We start from the raw sequence: 18,466 nt of genomic DNA, 5'->3' as shown, positions 1-18,466 counted from the left end.
CTATTCCTCCGAGCGCCGCATGCCCATGGCCAGGAAGGCGTAGTAGGCCAGGGTGGAGAGAGCCTGGGCCAGGGCCGCCACGTAGGTCAGCGCGGCCGCCCGCAGCACCTCCCGGGCCCCCGCCCGCTCCTCGGGGGTCCACAGCAGCCCGCTCGACTCCAGCAGGGCCAGGGCCCGGCGGCTGGCGTCCAGCTCCACGGGCAGCGTGACCAGGGCGAAGAGGGCGGCGGCGGAGAAGAACAGCACCCCTGCCCAGACCAGCGTCAGGCTCTGCATCAGGAAGCCGATCAGGAAGAGGATCGGGCCGAGCCAGGAGCCGAAGTTCACCGCGGGCACCAGGGCCGCCCGGGCCCGCAGCCCCCAGTAACCTTCCGCGTCCTGGAGCGCGTGCCCGATCTCATGGGCCGCCACCGCCAGGGAGGCCACCGAGGGCACGCCCGCCACGCTGGGGGAGAGCCGGAGCACCTTGCTCGAAGGATCGTAATGGTCCGTCAGGTGCCCGGGGGTTCCCTCGATGCGCACCTCATACAGACCGGCCGCCTGCAGCAGGCGCTGGGCCGCCTCCAGCCCGGTCAGTCGAGCCGGCGCCCGCAGCCACCGGTTATAGGCCGCCTGGACCTTCGCCTGAGCATACAGGCCCAACAACAGCGCCGGCATGGCGAACAGGAAGTAAAGGGGATCCCACCAGAACAGCATCGCCGCACCTCCTTCAGGTTCCCTGAGAACCTCAGGGTCGGATGGACGTTCCGCGCGCCCCTGTTCCGCTAAAGAAAAAGACCTTCGACCGACGCCCGAACGCATCCGGCAAGGATGCTTCCCGGCATCGGCCGAAGGTCTCGCCGCACCCGGAGCGGGCGATGGGACCGGGGATCGGGATTCGGAACATCCCGTGCTGACGATCCCATCACCGGGCCCGGTGGACCCGGGGGCTACTCCCCTTCCGGCCATGCCTATGTTTACCCGGAAGGGATGCCGCTGTCAAATTCGGAAGGCCGGCGCGCCGGCCTTGAAGCCATGCCCCCTTTGCGCTATGATGGGTCACCGGCACACGTGGATCGATCTGTTGCCGGGATCCCCCAACCTGGCGGAGGGATGGATCATCGGATGGAAGAGACACGCCCCTTTTCGCTGGATTCCCGCATCTTCGTGGAGGACCGCCTCCACTTCGCCACTGTGGGGGCGGTGCGGACGGAGCAGGGATGGATCTGCATCGACACCCCGGCGGACCCGCTGCACGCCGCCTGGTGGCGGCAGGCCCTGCAGTCCATCGCCCCCATGCCCATCCTCGCCGTCATTTACACGGATGCCACCCGGGATCGGGTCATGGGCACCCCCTTCCTTCTGGAAGGGAAGCCCGCCCTGATCATCGCCCATCATCACGTGTTCGATCGGCTCCGAGGCCATGGGGAGATGGGACGCCAGCAGCTGATCGACCTCCTCATCAGCCTCGGCCAGACCGAGTCGGCGGAGCAACTGGCCCGCGCCCCCCTCATGCTGCCCAATCTGACCTTCTCCGACCGTCTGGTCCTGAAGTTCGGCGCGCCGACGGTGATCCTGGAGCACGTGGACGGGGCTTCCCCCGGGCAAATCTGGGCGCGCATCCCCGAACATGACGCGGTGTTTGTGGGAGACACCGTGACGCTGAGCACCCATCCCAACCTGGGGGAGGCGGACCTGGAGCGGTGGCTGGAGCAGCTGGAGCAGCTGCGCGCCGGCCGGGTGGCCCGTCACATCGTGCCCGGGCGGGGCCCCCTCGCTTCGCCCTCGGACATCTCCCCTCTCCTGGATTACCTGAAGGCGTTGATGCGACGGGTCCGGGCCCTGGCGGCCTCCTCGCGCAAACCCGAGCTCGGCGCCCTGATCGCCGAGTTCATGGCCTACTTCCCGGTCCCTGAATACGAGCGGGAGCGGGTCCAGCGCCGCATCCGCTCCGCCCTGGAGCGGCTGCTGGAACTTTACGCCGCCGGCAAGAAAGCCCCGAAAGAGAAGCCCAAGGAGAAGGCGGGGGCGGCCAAATCTCGCAAAAAAGGCGGCGCCTCCCGCTAAGATCCGGCAGGCTCCCCGCGCGCCCGCCTATCCCGGGCGAAAGGGCGGGGGTGTGTCCCAAAATCGCAGGACAACTGCTCGCAGTTGTCATGCAAGACGGCCAGGCCCGACAAAGTCGGGACACACCCAAGGGCGTGCGTTGTTGCGGGTCCCCCCTTCGATGTGTTAGGATGGACGGGAGCAGCAACCTCATCACGAGGTGAGCGGATGGCCTCTCCGACCCGTGAATCCCTCTCCGTGGAGGCGATGCCGGACGCGCCCGTCCGCCCGGCGCGGCGCCCCGAATGGTTGAAAGTCCGGGCCCCTCAGGGCGAGACCTATGAGTTCGTGCTCCGGTTGATGCGGAGCAAGCGACTTCACACGGTCTGCGAGGAAGCCCGCTGCCCCAACATCGGGGAGTGCTGGGGGCATGGCACCGCCACCTTCATGATCCTCGGAGATGTGTGCACCCGCTCCTGCCGCTTCTGCGCCGTCCGGACCGGCCGCCCCCTCTCCATCGACTGGGACGAGCCCAATCGTGTGGCCGAGGCCGTGCGGGCCATGGGCCTCTCCCACGTGGTGATCACCTCGGTGAATCGGGACGAGCTGCCCGACGGCGGGGCCACCCTCTTCGCAATGACCATCCGCCGCATCCGGGAGCGGGTCCCCGGATGCACCGTGGAGGTCCTCACCCCGGACTTCAAAGGCTCCATCGAGGCCCTGCGCATCGTCATCGAGGCGCGGCCGGATATCTTCAACCACAACGTGGAGACCGTGCCGCGTCTCTTCAAGAAGGTGCAGCCCCAGGATCGTTATGAGTGGGCTATGGCTACCCTCTCGAACGCCAAGAAGCTGTGGCCGGAGTGCGTCACCAAGTCCGGCATCATGGTCGGGCTGGGCGAGACCTGGGAGGAGATCATCGATGTGATGAAGGACCTGCGGGCGGTGGGGGTGGACATCCTCACCATCGGCCAGTATCTCCAGCCCTCCCGGAACCACCTCCCGGTGGAGCGGTTCTACCGGCCGGAGGAGTTCGAGGCCCTCAAACGGATCGGATATGAGCTGGGGTTCCGCTGGGTGGAGAGCGGCCCTCTGGTCCGCAGCAGCTATCGGGCGGAAGCCCAGGCCCGGGCCCTCTCCCGGGTCCCCCGTCCCTGAAAAGCCGGACGGAATAAAAGCGAAGCGCCGGGGGCCGCCATCCCCGGCGCTCGGCTAAAAGGAGGAGAAGAGGTTCCGCCCGCTGCTCACTTATCAATATACAGGGTCCTCTCCCTCGGATCTGGACGCTTGCCCAACGTTTGCCCGACGTTTCCCCAACGCCGAAACGGACCCCCAATCGGCCCGCCCGAATTTTACCGCAGGAAGGATTTTAGATCCAACTTCCTTAACTGTTTCGGTCGAATGGTCCCTTAAAATCCGATGCCTTGCACCCGCAGTTGGGGTCTAAGACCGAAGTGTAATTTCCAAAGGTGGATAAGCAGATCCGCCCGGGATGTGCCGCTCCGAAAGAGGATCGGCCCCATGATTTGGGGTAAACTAAACCGGAGATGAGAGCGGTCATCCTGGAGAGGCTGGATCCCGAAACCGAAGAGGCGTTCAGCCCATGGAAGATCGAGCGGTTCCAGCGGTGCGCACCGAGCGCCTGACCCGGGTTTACCGGGTCTCCCGCCGGCGGGGGCAACCTCCTCAGGAGCGGGTGGCCCTGCATGAGGTCGACCTGGAGATCCATCCCGGGGAACTGTTCGGGCTGCTGGGTCCCAACGGGGCCGGGAAGACCACGCTGATCAAGATCCTCACCACGCTGCTCCTGCCCACCTCCGGGCGGGCGTGGGTCGCCGGCTACGACGTCGTGGCCCAGCCCGAGGCGATCCGCCGCCGCATCAACATGGTGGCCGGTGGGGAGTCCTGCGGTTACGGGCTGCTCACCGTGCGGGAGAACCTGTGGATGTTCTCCCAGTTCTACGGCCTGGACAACCGAACCGCCCGCCGGCGCATCGAGGAGCTCCTGGAGCGGTTCGGCCTGCGGGATCGGGGGGACTCCAAGATGTCAGATCTCTCCACCGGGCTGCGGCAGAAGGTCAACATCATCCGGGGGTTCCTGACCGACCCGCAGATCCTGTTTCTGGACGAGCCGACCCTGGGGCTGGACGTCAACGCCGCCCGACAGATCCGCTTCTTCATCCGGGAGTGGATCCGGGAGCGGCCGGGTCGGACGATCCTGCTGACCACCCACTACATGCTGGAGGCCGATGAGCTCTGCGACCGGGTGGCCATCATCGACCGGGGGCGCATCCTGGCGTGCGACGCCCCCGGGAACCTGAAGCGCCAGCTCCAGCGCGATGCGGTCTTCTCCCTGGAGATCGACGGCCTCGGAGGATGGTTCCCCGCCCTGCAGGGGATCCCGGGCGTGCGGCAGGCGTATTACCGGCCTCGGGACGGGCGGGCGGAGGTGGATCTCATCCTGGAAGAGGAAGGGGCGATCGGGCCGGTCATCTCCGCCCTGACCGCTCACGGCGCCCACATCCTGGCCCTGCGCAAGCGCGAGCCCACCCTGGAGGATGTGTTCGTCCGCCTGGTGGGCCGCGGGCTCTCCGAGGCCGAGGAGGAGGAGCCCGAATGAGCCGGGAGGCCGTCATCCTCTTCCTGCGGACGATGATCGCGCGGGCGTATCCGCGCATCGTCGGCCAGAACCGGGAGCCCAGCTGGGTGCTCATCGACGTGGGGTTGCCGCTCCTGGGCACCTCCGCCTATGTGTTCATCTACCGGGCTCTTCAGGCCCCTGAGGCCTATATCGGGTTCGTGATCCTGGGCGGGGCCATGACCGCCTTCTGGCTCAACGTCCTATGGTCCATGTCCAGCCAGCTCTACTGGGAGAAAGAATCCGGGAACCTCCCCCTTTTCATCATCGCGCCGGGCCCGATGATGGGGATCCTGGCCGGCATGGCCCTGGGGGGGATGCTGGCCACCACCCTCCGGGCCTCGGTGATCGTGCTGGCAGGGTCCCTCCTCTTCGGCGTGCGTTACGCGCCGGCGGATCCCCTGGCCCTGATTGGGACCTTTCTGCTCACCCTCCTGGCGCTCTATGGGCTGGGGATGCTGCTGGCGTCTCTCTTCCTGATGTGGGGTCGAGAGGCCTGGCACCTCTCCAACCTGCTCCAGGAGCCCATCTATCTGCTCTCCGGGTTCTACTTCCCCATCCGGGCCCTGGGGTTCTGGGTGGGCGCCCTGGCCTCCCTCATCCCCCTCACCCTGGGCCTGGACGCCATGCGGCAGCTGCTTTTCCCGCAGGCCGCCAGCGGCCTGTTCCCCGTCGGCATCGAGATCGCCGGCCTGGCGGCCCTCAGCGGGATCTTCCTCCTCGCCGCCCACCGGGCCCTGAACGCGATGGAACGGCTGGCCCGCCGCGAGGGTCGGCTCACCGAACGGAGGCGCTGAATGCGAACCCTCTGGCGAACCCTCCGCACGGCAGCATGGCTGGGCTGGCAGATTGAGTCCAACTGGACGGATCCCTTTCTGTTCACGGTTTACTCCATCGCCAAGCCCATCGCCAGCGTCCTCATCCTGATCCTGATGTATAAGGTGGTGGCCCGGGCGGATTTCGGGCACCCGATGTTCGCCTATCTCTATCTCGGGAACGCCTTTTACATCTACGTGGGAGCGGTCCTCACGGGGATCAGCCAGGTCCTGATCATCGACCGCGAGGAATACGGGATCCTCAAATACTTCTACATCGCCCCGATCCCGCCGGAGGCGTATCTGGTGGGTCGGGGGATGGCGCGGATGGCCACCGGGACCATCGCCGTGGCCATCACTCTGCTGTTCGGGGTTTTGGCCTTCGGGCTTCCCCTCCGGCCCTCGGCCGCGGGCGCGGGGGTTTTCCTCCTCGCGATGGCCCTGGGGATGCTGGCGATGATCGGGCTGGGGGTGGGTCTGGCCGGGGCGACCCTGCTGGCCGCCCGTCACGTCTGGGTGATCGGCGAGGCGGTGGCCGGGGCGCTGTATCTCTTCTGCGGCGCGGTGTTCCCCCTGGAGGTCCTCCCGCCTTTCCTGCGGCCGCTGGGCTACGGCCTTCCCCTCACCTACTGGCTGGAGAGCGTCCGCCGGGCGCTGCTGGGCCCCTCCGCCTTCCGTTTTCCCACTTTCGCCGGATGGTCGGACGCCCAGCTGCTGGGAGCGCTGAGCGGGATGGCCCTCCTGTCGCTGATCCTCGGCTTCGGCTTCTACCGCTTCGCAGAGGGCCGGGCCCGGCAGCACGGGGCCATCGATCGGGAGACCGGCTACTGAGGAAACAGAGCCCGGTCAGGGCCTGTGGGATCCTCCCGGATCACGGCCGCGCGGATGGGCGGGGCGGCGTAGGGAGGCTGGCGGAGAAGCCCAGGAGGGCTCCCAGAAGGAGGGCGGCCAGAGCCTCCCACAGGGGCAGGGGGATGCCGGATACCAGGGAGAACAACCACGCCACCACCAGGCCCAGCACGGCCCCGCTGAGGACCAGGGCCGGTCGAGCCCAGCGCCTGCGGAAGGAATCCGAAACCGGTTCCGGCGCGCGTGCCATCGGAGATGAATCCCGCTTCACAGCGAAGCGAAAACAAAAACGGCGTGGGGAGGGAAGCCCCCACACCGACCGGATGGCGCCCCCGGCGCGACTCGAACGCGCAACCACTGGATCCGAAGTCCAGCGCTCTATCCAGTTGAGCTACGGGGGCCCTCCAGGGAGGGCGACGGGGATCGAACCCGCGACCTCCTGATCCACAGTCAGGCGCTCTAACCGCTGAGCTACGCCCTCCACGCCTTTTATATTCTACCGTGCTTCACCCCGCATGGCAATCCCCGGTCTCCCATCCCCCGCTCCGGCTTTGCCTTCGCCTCCGGAAGAGAGGAGAATCCGAAGCGGCGAGGGATCTCCTGGCGCATTCGGAAAGTCCGCCGGCAGGAGGAGCCTTGGACTGGGATCCGGAGGAAGTGCGACGGCTCACCGAGGAGATCCCCTGGATCCGGGAGATCTACCTGTATCCCGAGGTCGGGTCCACCAACGATGTGGCCCGAGACCTGGGGGATATGGGCGCGCCGGAGGGGGTGGCCGTCCTGGCAGACGCCCAGACCCGAGGCCGGGGACGGGCCGGGCGGTCCTGGTGGACCCCCCGGGGGCGCGCCATCGCCCTCTCGCTCCTGGTTCGCCCGCGCCGGCCCGTGGCGGACTGGCCCCAGCTGGTGATGGTCGCCGGGCTGGCGGCGGTGGAGGCCGTGCGGGGGACCGGCTGCCCGGCCGGCCTCAAATGGCCCAACGACCTGATGATCCCCCCCGTCACCGGCGAGGTTCCTTCCTTAATGGCCTGGCGGAAGGCCGGCGGCATCCTGGTCGAAGCGTTTCCTCCGGCCTTCGCGGTGATCGGGATCGGGATCAACATCAACATCTCGCCGGAGGAGATCCCTCCGGACCTGCGGGAGATCCTGGGAAGCCTGTCCCAGACCCTCGGCCGTCCGATCCCCCGGCTCGCCGTTCTCAAAGGTCTGTTGCGCGCCTTCGCCTCTCTGTATCTGGAATGGAACGCGGGGGCGCGGCTCGTGGAGCGCTGGGCCGCAGCGCTGATCATGCTGGGGCACCCGGTGCGGGTCCTGACCCCGGAGGGGGCCTGCGAAGGGATCGCCGAAGGCGTAGATGAGGGGGGCGGGCTGCGGGTGCGCCTCCCGGATGGGCGCGAGCGGCGCTTCCACGCCGGCGAGGTCTCCCTGCGCGGATGACCGGCCGGCAGCGGCAAGGCCTTGCCTTCTGAAAGAACCTTTGCCGATTCCCACCCTCCTCGCTATAATTGGGGCAAGCCTTTCCCGGGCCTTATGGGATCTGACCCTGCGTCAGGAGTTATGTGGGATGAGCGAAGAGATCCGGCAGGATCGCCCCGAAAACGCCAACGCCATGGCCGAGATGGGCGAGTGGCTGGAGCTATCTCCCCCCTCGCTCCGACGCGGCGACATCGTGCGCGGCACCATCGTCCGGATCACCCCGACGGAGATCCTGGTGGACATCGGCATGAAGGCCGAGGGGGTGATCACCGGCCGCGAGCTGGAGCGGATGCCGAAAGAGATCCGCGAGGTGCTCCGCGAGGGGGATGTGATCCAGGTCCAGGTGGTGAACCCGGAGGATCGCAGCGGGAACATCCTCCTCTCCCTCCAGCGGGCGCTGATGGAGGAGGACTGGCAGCGCGCCCGGCAGCTGATGGAGGCCGGGGAGATCCTGGAGCTCACGGTCAGCGGTTTCAACAAGGGAGGGCTGGTGGTGAAGGTCGGACGGCTGCGAGGGTTCATCCCGGCTTCCCAGGTCCTCCCTCAGGAGCCCGGCGAGGAGAAGCTGCCGGTGGAGCAGCGCCTCAAACGCCGGGTGGGCCAGAAGATCTGGGCTCGCATCATCGAGGTAGACCCGGAGGCCAACCGGCTGATCCTCTCGGAGCGGGAGGCTCAGAAGGAGCTCCAGAAGCGGCAAAAGGAGGAGCTCCTGGCGCGCCTGGAGCCCGGGATGCGGGTGAAGGGCCGGGTCATCAGCCTGACCGACTTCGGCGCCTTCGTGGACCTGGGCGGGGTGGACGGCCTGATCCACATCAGCGAGCTCTCCTGGCGTCGAGTGCGACATCCCCGGGATGTGCTCTCGGTAGGCCAGGAAGTCGAGGTGGAAGTCATCGGGGTGGATCGGGAGCGCAAGCGCGTCGCCCTGAGCCGCAAACGGGTGGAGCCTGATCCCTGGCAGGAGGCGATCTCCCACCTGCGAGAGGGGCAGCTAGTCGAGGTGGTGATCACCCGCCTGATGAACTTCGGCGCCTTCGCCGCCCTGAAAGAGTTCCCGGAGGTGGAGGGCCTGATCCATATCTCGGAGCTGGCCGAGCACCGGGTGAACCATCCCAAGGAAGTGGTGCGGGAAGGGGAGGAGCTGGTGGTGCGGTTGATCCGGATCGACGCGGAGAACCGGCGGCTGGCGCTCAGCCTGCGTCGGGTCGCTTCCCCCGAATACGCCATGCTGGACTGGGAGATGGCTCAGGCGCGCCTCCGGGCCAGCGAGCAGACGGGACCGGAGGAAGCTTCCTGAAGGCCCTACCCGGCCGGAGGAAGGACACGACCTGAACCGCCGGCGCCCCAGCTCCCTCGCTCCGCCCATCGCAGCAGGGTTTGGCATCGCCCTTCCACACCCATCGGATCGGCTAAGGCGTTGCGGACGGATTAACGAAGGCGACTTCCTGCGATTGTGTTGTATGGCAACGCGGGGATCGAAACCGCTTAGAGTAGCGGCAATCCGTTTTCTGAAACTAACCGGCGAAAGGGATGGCGTGTTATACTAAGAGTGAAACCGGTTGCGGGTTCGCCGGGCACATTCAGCGGTCAGCCGGAAGGAGGACGCAGTGTCGAGCAAGCTGGATCGGTTCACCCAGCGGGCCAGGCGGGTGCTGGCGCTGGCCCAGGAAGAGGCCGAACGCCTGAACCACACCTACATCGGCACCGAGCATCTGCTCCTGGGCCTGGTGAAGGAAGAGAACGGCATCGCCGGCCAGGTGCTCCGACGTCTGGGGGTGACCCCCCAGAAGGTGGAGGAGATGGTCCTTCGCATGTCGGGGCCCGGCCGCCGCACCCCTCACAGCAAACCCGATTTAACCCCCCGGATCCGCCGGGTGATTGAGCTGGCCGTCGACGAGGCCCGGCGGATGGGACACCACTACATCGGCACCGAACACCTCCTCCTCGGGCTGGTCCGCCTGGGGGATGGGATGGCGGTGGACATCCTGAAGAGCCTCGGGCTCTCCCTGGAGCAGATCCGCCGGGAGACCAACCGGATGATCCAGGAGACGACCGCGGCCGCCCGGCCCCGGCGGGAGCGCCCGAAGACCCCGCTGCTGGACCAGCTGGCGATCGATCTGACCGCCCTGGCGGAGGAGGGGAAGCTGGATCCGGTGATCGGGCGGGAGCAGGAGATCGAGCGGGTGATCCAGATCCTCTCCCGTCGGACCAAGAACAACCCCGCTCTGATCGGGGAGCCCGGGGTGGGCAAGACCGCCATCGTCGAGGGCCTGGCCCAGCGCATCGTGGCCGGCGAGGTCCCCGAACCTCTCCTCAGCAAGCGGGTCCTCCAGCTGGACGTGGCCTCCCTGGTGGCGGGGACGATGTATCGGGGCCAGTTCGAGGAGCGGCTGAAGCGGGTGCTGGAGGAGCTCAAGAGCGCCGACTGCATCCTGTTCATCGACGAGATGCACATGCTGGTGGGCGCCGGGGCGGCCGGCAGCGCGGTGGACGCCGCCAACATCCTCAAGCCGGCCCTGGCCCGGGGTGAGATCCAGTGCATCGGGGCCACCACCTTCGACGAGTATCGCAAATACATCGAGAGCGACGCGGCCCTGGAGCGCCGGTTCCAGCCGGTGGTGGTGGAGGAGCCCACCATCGAGGAGACCATCGAGATCCTGCGGGGCATCCGCCACCGCTACGAGGAGCACCACAAACTGACCATCACCGACGAGGCCATCGAGGCCGCCGCACGCCTCTCCGCGCGCTACATCCCCGAGCGTTATCTCCCGGATAAAGCCATCGATCTGATCGATGAGGCCGCCGCCCGGGTGCGGATGTATAAGGCCGCCCGCTGGCCCAGCCTCCAGAAGGTCTACAACGAGCTGCGGACGGTGCAGCGGGAGCGGGAGGAGGCCCTGGCCGAGCGCCGCTACGAGGACGTGGCCGACCTGAAAGCCCGGGAGGAGGAGCTTCAGGCCCAGCTGCAGCAGCTGCGCATGCGCAGCGAGACCGATGAAGGGCCGAAGGTGACCGCCGAGGACATCGCCGAAGTGGTCTCGATGTGGACCGGCATCCCGGTCAGCCGCATCGCCGGGGACGAATCCCAGCGCCTGCTCCAGATGGAGGAGGAGCTGAAGAAGCGCATCGTGGGGCAGGATGAGGCCATCAGCGTGATCTCCCGGGCGGTGCGACGGGCCCGCGCCGGCCTCAAGGATCCCCGCCGGCCCATCGGCTCCTTCATCTTCCTTGGGCCGACCGGGGTGGGCAAGACGGAGCTCACGAAGGCCCTGGCCGAGTTCCTTTTCGGCTCTGAGGACGCCCTGCTCCAGCTGGACATGTCCGAGTTCATGGAGCGGCACAACGTCTCCCGCCTGGTGGGCGCGCCTCCCGGCTACGTGGGCTACGAGGACGCCGGCCAGCTCACGGAATATGTCCGCCGCCGGCCTTACTGCATCGTGGTTTTCGACGAGATCGAGAAGGCCCATCCGGACGTGTTCAACATGCTCCTCCAGATCATGGAGGAGGGCCGGCTGACGGATGCCCGGGGCCGCAAGGTGGACTTCCGCAACACGATCATCATCATGACCTCCAACATCGGCGCCGAGACCATCCGCAAGGCCCACCTGGGCTTCCCCACCCAGAAGCAGGAGGAGGTCGATCTGGAGCGGCGCTACCGCGAGATGCGGGAGAAGCTCCTCAATGAGCTGCGCAAGGTCTTCCGGCCGGAGTTCCTCAACCGGGTGGACCAGGTGGTGGTCTTCCGGCCGCTGAGCCGGGAGGACATCCTGAAGATCGTGGACCTGGAGCTGGGCAAGGTGGCGGCCCGCCTGAAGGAGCATCGCCTGAGCATCGAGGCCACGCCGGCCGCCAAGGCCTTCCTGGCCGACAAGGGCTACGACCCCGAATATGGGGCGCGGCCGTTGCGCCGGGTGATCCAGAACCTGGTGGAGGACGCCCTCTCGGAAGGAATGCTGGCCGGCCGCTTCGGCCCCGGCGACACGGTGGTGATCGATGTGGAAGGGGACCAGCTGACCTTCCGGGCGAAGGGGATCGAGGAGCTGACCCCGCCGCCCGCCCTGGTCGTAGAAGGCTAAGGGATGGCACCCGGGGGCGCGTCCTGCGCCCCCGGGTTTTTACGTGGGATCGCCCCCGCGATAGGGAGTCGTCCCCGAATCGAACGCGAATCCACCCATTCGATCTCCGGCCTCTCGGGACGCGCCCTCATTCGCGGACGGGCCCTACGTCAACACCCCCTCCCCTTGCAGCGCCGCCTGGAGAACCTGGGCCAGGAAGCGGCGGGCATCCAGGATCTCCAGGAGCGCCAGCTGCCCATCGGCCGTGAAATGGGCGATCAGAGAGCCCGTATGCTCCGCGTGGTCGATCACGCCCTCGGGGAGCCATTCGATCGCCAGGATGTCCGCCTCCCGATCATATCGCACCTTCATAGCGCTCCCTCCTTGCGGAATACAAGGCGATCACGCTGAGGTTCTCTCCTTCCTTTTCCGCAGAGGGCGAGGAGGCTTGTGCCCTTTCATGCTTCATGCAAGTCCGTATTCCTCCCACCGCCGATCGACCAGGGCCCGGATCTCCGGGCTCATCTCGATGCGCTCCGGCCAGCCTCGGGGATGCCCTTCCTCCGGACCCTTGGCTGTGGCGTCGATGCCGATCTTGCCCCCGTAGGCCCGCAGGGGCGCGGCGTGATCCAAGTGATCCACCGGCCCTTCCACGATCACCACGTCCCGCTTCCAGTCCACGTTCCCCAGAACCTGCCAAGCCACCTCGGAGAGGTTATGGACGTCCACCCACTCATCCACCACCACGATGCATTTGGCCAGGCTGAGCAACCCCAGACCCCACAGGCCGAAGATCACCTTGCGGGCGTGACCGGGGAACCGCTTGCGGATGCTCACGATCACCAGGTTGTGGAAGACTCCCTCTGCAGGCATGTTGTAATCCACCACCTCCGGCAGGAAGAGACGGACCAGAGGGAGGAAAAGCCGCTCAGTGGCCTTGCCCATCCAGTAATCCTCCATGGGCGGGCGCCCTACGATGGTGGTGGGATAAATGGGATCCCGCCGATGGGTGATGGCGGTGATGTGCATCACCGGGAAGGGCTCAGGAGGCGTGTAGTAACCGGTGTGGTCGCCGAAGGGACCCTCCAGCCGCTGCTCCCGAGGATCGATGTATCCTTCGATGACGATCTCGGCCGAAGCCGGGACCTCGAGGGGCTGCGTGACGCAGCGGACCATCTCGACGGGCCGGCCCCGGAGCCAGCCGGCCAGCAGGTATTCGTCGATGTCCGGCGGCAAAGGCGCGCTGGCCGCCCAGATGCAGGCCGGATCCCCGCCCAGGGCCACGGCGATGGGGATGCGCTCCGCCCCCACCTCCCGGGCGGCCCGCTCGTGCTCCGCTCCCCCTTTATGGATCTGCCAATGCACGCCCAGGGTGCGTTCGTCGTGAACCTGCAGGCGATACAGCCCGACGTTGCGCTTGCCGGTGCGAGGATCCCGCGTGATCACCTGGCCCAGGGTGATGTAACGCCCCCCATCTTTCGGCCAGCATTTCAGGATCGGCAACCGATCCAGGGAGGGCTGCTCGGTCTCTACCACCTCCTGACAGGGCGCGCGGGAGACCCGCCGGGGGCCCAGGCCGATGCTCCGCAACGCCCCCAGCACCTGGCCCAGCCGCTCCAGGGCCTCCCCCACCCCCTGCGGAAGCTCCGGGCGCAGCAACGCCTCCAGCCGCCGCCGGAGGTCCTCCAGATCCTCCACCCCCAGCGCCCAGGCCATCCGGCGCGGGGTGCCGAAGAGATTGATGACCACAGGGATCCCCTTCCCATCCACGTTCTCAAACCACAGTGCCTTGTTGCGCGCTGCCGGGCCCTTCATCACCCGGTCCGCGATCTCCGTGATCTCCAGCTCCGCGGAGACCGGGGCGCGGATCCGCACCAGCTCCCCGGCCTCCTCCAGACGCCGCAGGAAATCCCGCAGGTCCCGATAGGCCATCCTCCACCTCCTCCCAGAGCCTCGTTCCCCCATAGTGTATCGAAATTCCCCCTCCCCGGCCCCCTGACCGATTTAGAGCGGACCAATGATGAGGGTGAGACTATAATGGAGGCAAACTCCATGCCGGGAGGTCGCGATGCCGATGGTGCGCAAAGTGCAGGGGGTGCTGTGCCCGGTGCGGGATCTGGCGCGGGCGAAGGCCTTTTATGGGGAGACCCTGGGGCTGCCCCTTCGGGAGGAGGACCCGGAGGGCCGGTGGGTGGAGTTCGGCCCTCCCCGCGGCCCGGGGATCCTGCTCTATCAGGGGGCGGCGGGCTCCGGAGGCGGGGCGATGTTCCCGGTGCGAAACGCCCAGCGCACCCTCCGGCGCCTGAAGCGCCTGGGGGTTCAGGTGGGAGATCTGGTGGAGGTTCCCGGGGTGATGATCATCGGAACGTTCTATGATCCCGACGGGAACCCCCATCATCTGGTGCAATCGCTACGCCCGAAGGCCCCGCGGCGCCGTCGGGCCTCTGAGGGCGGCGAGGTCGCGCCTCCCGAACCCCAGCCCTAAGCCCAGCAACCCCATCTCGGTGGGGCACATGGGGCCGGGGATTTCTCCATTTCCCGGCCCCTGTTGATCGGATAGACTAAAATCATCCTCGGCGGAGGGAGCTCCGGAATGCGACGGGCTGTGATCGTGGACTTCGGGGGCGTGCTGGTGCGGACGGAGGACCTCTCCCCCCGGGAGCAGCTGGCCCGAGAGCTGGGGATGAGCCGGGAAGCGCTGGAGGCGCTGCTCTTCGCCAGCGATCTCTCCCTGCGCGCCCAGCGGGGAGAGCTCCCGGAGCCGGCCTTCTGGCAGGCCGTCGGGGAGCGCCTGGGGATCACCGATCCGCAGGCTCTCCATCGGCTGCGCGAGCGTTTCTTCGCCGGGGACCGCCTGAACGAGCCCCTGGTGGAGGCCTTGCGGCGGTGGAAAGGCCGCATCCCTCTCGGCCTGATCAGCAACGCCTGGTCCGGATTGCGGGAGGTGCTGCGCCGGCTGGGTCTGCTGGAGCTCTTCGACGTGGTGGTGATCTCCGCCGAGGTGGGGCTGTTGAAGCCGGACCCCCGGATCTACCGGTGCGCTCTGGAGGGCCTGGGCCTTCCCCCGGAGGCGACGGCTTTCCTCGATGACCTCCCCGAAAACGTGCAGGCGGCCCGCGCCCTGGGCATGCATGGGATCCTGTTCCGAGATCCAGAGGAGGTCCTCAGGCAGCTGCAGGAATGGCTCAACGGGACACGCTGAGCCTTCCAAGGGCCCCGTCGGCTCCTCAGGCGGAGGGAGGCCATGCCCCTGGAGATCCATCTGGACGATGTGGTGCAGCTACGAAAGCCGCATCCGTGCGGCGGCACGGAGTGGCAGGTGGTCCGCGTGGGGGCGGACATCGGGATCCGTTGCCTCACCTGCGGGCGCCGGGTCCTGATGCCCCGTCGGGAGTTCGAGCGCCGGGTCCGACGGATCGTCCGTTGCTCCCGGCCGACGCAGCTCTGACGATCCGGCCCGTCCTCCCACCCTCCTTTCCGGCAGGCTCCGAGGGCAGGGCATGGGCCGATCGCCTCTCACTGCACATCCCATCTTCGGAGGGGCCATCATGAAACGCTGGGGAATTCGAATCGGCGGCGGGCTGGTGCTGCTCCTCATTACGCTTTTCCTGATCGCGGCCTTCTGGCCGGTTCCCCCGGATCTTCCCCCAGGCGGTCTGTCCGATGGGATGCCCGGCGCGACCGGGGCCCTCCGTCGCCCCTTCCCCCCGATGCCCATCCCTCCGGACAACCCCCAGACCCCCGAGAAGGCGGAGCTGGGTCGGCTCCTGTTCTACGACCCGATCCTCTCGGGCGATCGGACGCGTTCATGTGCGACCTGCCATCATCCGGATCTCGGCTTCACCGATGGCAAGGGACGATCCATCGGGGCCGATGGGCAGCCGATGCGGCGGGGCGCCCCCACCCTCTGGAACGTGGGCTACCTGCGCCGCCTGTTCTGGGACGGGCGCGCCACCTCCCTGGAGGAGGCGGCCCGTATGTCCCTCACCGATCCTCGGGAGATGGCCACGGACCCGGAGCGCCTGGTCCGGGCCCTGAAGGCGATCCCGGAATACCGGGAGCGGTTCGACCGGGCTTTCGGGGGCCGGGACGGCTCGGCGGTGACGTTTGAGAACATCGCCAAGGCCATCGCCGCTTTCGAGCGCACCCTGGTCAGCCGGAACTCTCCCTTCGATCGCTTCGCCGCCGGCGACGCCGCAGCCCTCACCCCCGCCCAGCGACGCGGCCTCAACCTCTTCCGCTCCGGCCGCACCCGATGCTTTGAGTGTCACACGCTCCCCTTGTTCGGCTCCTCGGACTTCCGGGTCATTGGGGTGCCGGATCTCCCGGGAGGGCCGGCGGATCGGGGCCGCGCGGAGGTCACCGGCTCCCCTCGGGACGAGCGGGCCTTCAAGGTGCCCACCCTGCGCAACGTGGCCCTCACCGCGCCCTATATGCACAACGGGATCTTCGCCACCCTGGAGGAGGTGGTGGACTTCTACAAAGATGGCGGAGGACGGGGCCGGGGCATGGATCTGCCGAACTTAGACAGCAAGATCCAGTCCTTCCGCCTGAGCCCGGAGGAACGCGAGGACCTGGTGGCCTTCCTGTATGCCCTGACGGATGAATCGGCCATGCCCCCGGTGCCCGAATCCGTCCCCTCCGGCCTGCCGGTGGTGCCCCGCCTGGAGAACCCCGCTCGCGCGGTGGCCGCCCGTTACAACGTGGGGGCCGCCGCCGCGTCGGAACCTCCTCGCGCTCCGCAGACCCGGGTGGTCCGACCCGGTGAGTCCATCCAGGCGGCCCTGGATCAGGCCGGCCCCGGGGACACCATCCTGGTGGAGCCCGGGATCTACCGGGAGTCCCTGGTAGTAGAGGTGGAGAACCTCACCCTGAGGGGAATCGTCCGGGACGGCCAGCGGCCGATCCTGGACGGGGAAAGCATACGCGGGGACGGCATCATCGCCACCCGGGACGGGTTCACGGTGGAGAACTTCATCGTGCGCCATTACACCAACAATGGCATCGTGGTGCCCGGCGCCCGGGGGATCGTGATCCGGGACGTGGTCACCGAGGACACCGGGGCTTACGGCGTGTATCCGGTGGGCAGCGAGGACATCCTGATCGAACGGGTGGTGGCCACCGGGGCCTGGGACACCGGCATCTACATCGGTCAATCCCGCAATGGGGTGATCCGCGACAGCGAGGCCTACGGCAACGTCAGCGGGATCGAGGTGGAGAACTCCGTGAACATCACGGTGGTGAACAACTACGCGCACGACAACGCGGCCGGGTTGCTGGTCTTCGTCCTGCCCAATCTAGAGTCGAAGGTAGGCTCCCGCAACCGGATCATCGGCAACCGCATCATCCGCAACAACGGACCCAACTTTGCCAAACCGGGGGCCATTGTGGGCAACGTCCCCTCGGGGACCGGGATCCTGATCATGGCGGCGGATGAGACCGAGGTGACCGGCAACGAGATCCGGGACAACGCCTCGGTGGGCATCGCCGTGGTGGGCCTGCACCAGGTCTTCCCGAAGGGGACGGTCTTCGACGTGGGGGCCATCCCGGAGCGCAACTGGATCCACGACAACGTTCTGGTCCACAATGGATTCAACCCGGATCCGAAGGTGCGGGCGGCGGGGCTGCCAGGGGCGGACCTGCTGTGGGACGCCAGCGGATGGGATAACCTGTGGCGGGAAGCGGGGGCCCGAGCCTTCCCACCCTTCCTGCCCGGGCCGGACTGGCCAGGGCCGGTCCGGCGGGCCTACTGGCGGCTGCTCCAGCTGCTGGTGCAGCTTTTGGGATAGCCGGATCCCGGAGGTCGCGATGCCGGAACAACCGGTCGGCGAGGACAGTATTTTTTACGCTGTTCACACCGATGTCCACGCGCGTCACACCCTGCTCCTGATCCACGGTGCCGGGGAGTCCCATCTGGTGTGGCCCGGGGCGCTGCGGAACCTCCCGGGGGCGACCGTTTACGCGCTGGATCTGCCCGGCCACGGCCGGTCCCGGGGGCGCGGGCGCTCCTCCATCGCGGACTACACCCGGGTGGTGGTGGAGTGGATGGCCGCCCTGGGGTTGCCGCCGGCCATCTGGGTGGGTCACTCGATGGGCGGAGCCATCGCCCAGTGGGCGGCCCTCCACCATCCGGAGCGCGTGGCGGGGCTGATCCTGATCGCCACCGGGGCCCGCCTCCGGGTCAGCCCTCAGATCCTTGAAGGCCTGCGGTCCGATTTCCACCGCACGGTCGAGCTCATCACCGAGTGGAGCTGGGGAGTGGATCCACCGGTTCGGCTGGTGGAGGAAGGACGCCGCATGCTCCTCTCTGCGGACCCCCGGGTGATGGAAGGGGATTATCGGGCGTGCGACGCCTTCGACGTGATGGGCCGCCTGGGGGAGATCCGAGCCCCCACCCTGGTGATCGGCGGGACAGCGGACCGGATGACGCCCTTCAAATATGCGGAATATCTGGCGGCCCATATCCCGGGCGCGCGGCTGGTGCGGATCGAGGGGGCAGGCCACATGGTGATGCTGGAGCAGCCCGAAGCCGTCGCCGAAGCGATCCGGTCCTTCCTGACGGAGATTGCCTCCCGCACAGATCCGGATGCCTGAATCCCTTCTCGGAGTCA

Annotated in this window: 17 protein-coding genes and 2 tRNA genes; 13 read left to right on the top strand and 6 right to left on the bottom strand. The window is 67.6% G+C overall.

Annotated features, from left to right (window positions below; translation table 11 throughout):
• Complete coding sequence (locus KNN16_RS13375) at window positions 1-696, bottom strand: zinc metallopeptidase (protein WP_303897534.1); 696 nt, start codon at window positions 694-696, stop codon at window positions 1-3.
• A 408-nt stretch (window positions 697-1,104) separates the two neighbouring features.
• Between KNN16_RS13375 and KNN16_RS13370 the strand changes: the two genes are divergently transcribed.
• From KNN16_RS13370 to KNN16_RS13350, 5 genes are all read left to right on the top strand, one after another.
• Entirely contained in the window at window positions 1,105-2,046 is a 942-nt protein-coding gene (locus KNN16_RS13370; protein WP_299285713.1) for an MBL fold metallo-hydrolase, read from the top strand.
• 207 nt (window positions 2,047-2,253) lie between these two features.
• Window positions 2,254-3,183 (top strand): lipoyl synthase, encoded by a 930-nt coding sequence (lipA, locus tag KNN16_RS13365; RefSeq protein WP_299285716.1) that lies wholly within the window; start codon window positions 2,254-2,256, stop codon window positions 3,181-3,183.
• Between the two features lie 445 nt (window positions 3,184-3,628).
• Window positions 3,629-4,645 (top strand): ABC transporter ATP-binding protein, encoded by a 1,017-nt coding sequence (locus tag KNN16_RS13360; protein ID WP_303897529.1) that lies wholly within the window; start codon window positions 3,629-3,631, stop codon window positions 4,643-4,645.
• Entirely contained in the window at window positions 4,642-5,460 is an 819-nt protein-coding gene (locus tag KNN16_RS13355) for an ABC transporter permease (protein ID WP_299285722.1), read from the top strand. Before KNN16_RS13360 ends, KNN16_RS13355 begins: the two co-directional genes overlap by 4 nt.
• Window positions 5,461-6,309, top strand: a complete 849-nt coding sequence (locus KNN16_RS13350) for an ABC transporter permease (RefSeq protein WP_303897526.1) — start codon at window positions 5,461-5,463, stop codon at window positions 6,307-6,309.
• Between the two features lie 40 nt (window positions 6,310-6,349).
• Here KNN16_RS13350 and KNN16_RS13345 read toward each other — a convergent pair whose 3' ends face one another.
• The 3 genes from KNN16_RS13345 to KNN16_RS13335 form a co-directional block, all read right to left on the bottom strand.
• Window positions 6,350-6,577, bottom strand: a complete 228-nt coding sequence (locus tag KNN16_RS13345; protein ID WP_299285727.1) for a hypothetical protein — start codon at window positions 6,575-6,577, stop codon at window positions 6,350-6,352.
• A 74-nt stretch (window positions 6,578-6,651) separates the two neighbouring features.
• Window positions 6,652-6,728 (bottom strand) — tRNA-Arg (locus KNN16_RS13340).
• A gap of 7 nt (window positions 6,729-6,735) precedes the next feature.
• Window positions 6,736-6,808 (bottom strand) — tRNA-His (locus tag KNN16_RS13335).
• Window positions 6,809-6,963: 155 nt separating this feature from the next.
• On the opposite strand from KNN16_RS13335, the gene KNN16_RS13330 reads away from it, so the two are divergent.
• From KNN16_RS13330 to KNN16_RS13320, 3 genes are all read left to right on the top strand, one after another.
• Window positions 6,964-7,764, top strand: coding sequence for a biotin--[acetyl-CoA-carboxylase] ligase (locus tag KNN16_RS13330; protein WP_303897522.1), 801 nt, complete (start codon window positions 6,964-6,966; stop codon window positions 7,762-7,764).
• 127 nt (window positions 7,765-7,891) lie between these two features.
• On the top strand, window positions 7,892-9,097 hold the full coding sequence (locus tag KNN16_RS13325) for a 30S ribosomal protein S1 (RefSeq protein ID WP_299285732.1): 1,206 nt from the start codon (window positions 7,892-7,894) through the stop codon (window positions 9,095-9,097).
• Window positions 9,098-9,407: 310 nt separating this feature from the next.
• A complete protein-coding gene (locus KNN16_RS13320) occupies window positions 9,408-11,876 on the top strand; it encodes an ATP-dependent Clp protease ATP-binding subunit (protein WP_303897520.1) in 2,469 nt (822 codons plus the stop codon).
• Window positions 11,877-12,020: 144 nt separating this feature from the next.
• Here the strand turns inward: KNN16_RS13320 and KNN16_RS13315 are convergent, their stop codons facing one another.
• Window positions 12,021-12,227, bottom strand: coding sequence for a DUF2283 domain-containing protein (locus KNN16_RS13315; RefSeq protein WP_299282619.1), 207 nt, complete (start codon window positions 12,225-12,227; stop codon window positions 12,021-12,023).
• A gap of 93 nt (window positions 12,228-12,320) precedes the next feature.
• Window positions 12,321-13,787 (bottom strand): menaquinone biosynthesis decarboxylase, encoded by a 1,467-nt coding sequence (locus tag KNN16_RS13310; RefSeq protein ID WP_299282622.1) that lies wholly within the window; start codon window positions 13,785-13,787, stop codon window positions 12,321-12,323.
• A 136-nt stretch (window positions 13,788-13,923) separates the two neighbouring features.
• Between KNN16_RS13310 and KNN16_RS13305 the strand changes: the two genes are divergently transcribed.
• The 5 genes from KNN16_RS13305 (at window position 13,924) to KNN16_RS13285 (ending at window position 18,449) form a co-directional block, all read left to right on the top strand.
• Window positions 13,924-14,340: a VOC family protein gene (locus KNN16_RS13305; protein ID WP_299282624.1), complete on the top strand. Its 417-nt coding sequence runs from the start codon at window positions 13,924-13,926 to the stop codon at window positions 14,338-14,340.
• 108 nt (window positions 14,341-14,448) lie between these two features.
• Window positions 14,449-15,057 carry an HAD family phosphatase gene (locus tag KNN16_RS13300; RefSeq protein ID WP_303897514.1) on the top strand — a complete coding sequence of 203 codons (609 nt, stop codon included), beginning with the start codon at window positions 14,449-14,451 and terminating at the stop codon, window positions 15,055-15,057.
• 42 nt (window positions 15,058-15,099) lie between these two features.
• Complete coding sequence (locus KNN16_RS13295; protein WP_303897513.1) at window positions 15,100-15,303, top strand: DUF951 domain-containing protein; 204 nt, start codon at window positions 15,100-15,102, stop codon at window positions 15,301-15,303.
• Window positions 15,304-15,403: 100 nt separating this feature from the next.
• The gene (locus KNN16_RS13290; RefSeq protein ID WP_303897511.1) at window positions 15,404-17,644 is read left to right on the top strand and encodes a parallel beta-helix domain-containing protein; all 2,241 of its coding nucleotides are present in this window, start codon (window positions 15,404-15,406) and stop codon (window positions 17,642-17,644) included.
• A 19-nt stretch (window positions 17,645-17,663) separates the two neighbouring features.
• The gene (locus KNN16_RS13285) at window positions 17,664-18,449 is read left to right on the top strand and encodes an alpha/beta fold hydrolase (RefSeq protein ID WP_303897509.1); all 786 of its coding nucleotides are present in this window, start codon (window positions 17,664-17,666) and stop codon (window positions 18,447-18,449) included.
• Window positions 18,450-18,466: the final 17 nt, after the last annotated feature.

The organism is Thermoflexus hugenholtzii, assembly GCF_018771565.1.
Taxonomy (GTDB): Bacteria; Chloroflexota; Anaerolineae; order Thermoflexales; family Thermoflexaceae; genus Thermoflexus; species Thermoflexus hugenholtzii_A.
This window is presented reverse-complemented; position numbering and strand designations above follow the sequence as displayed.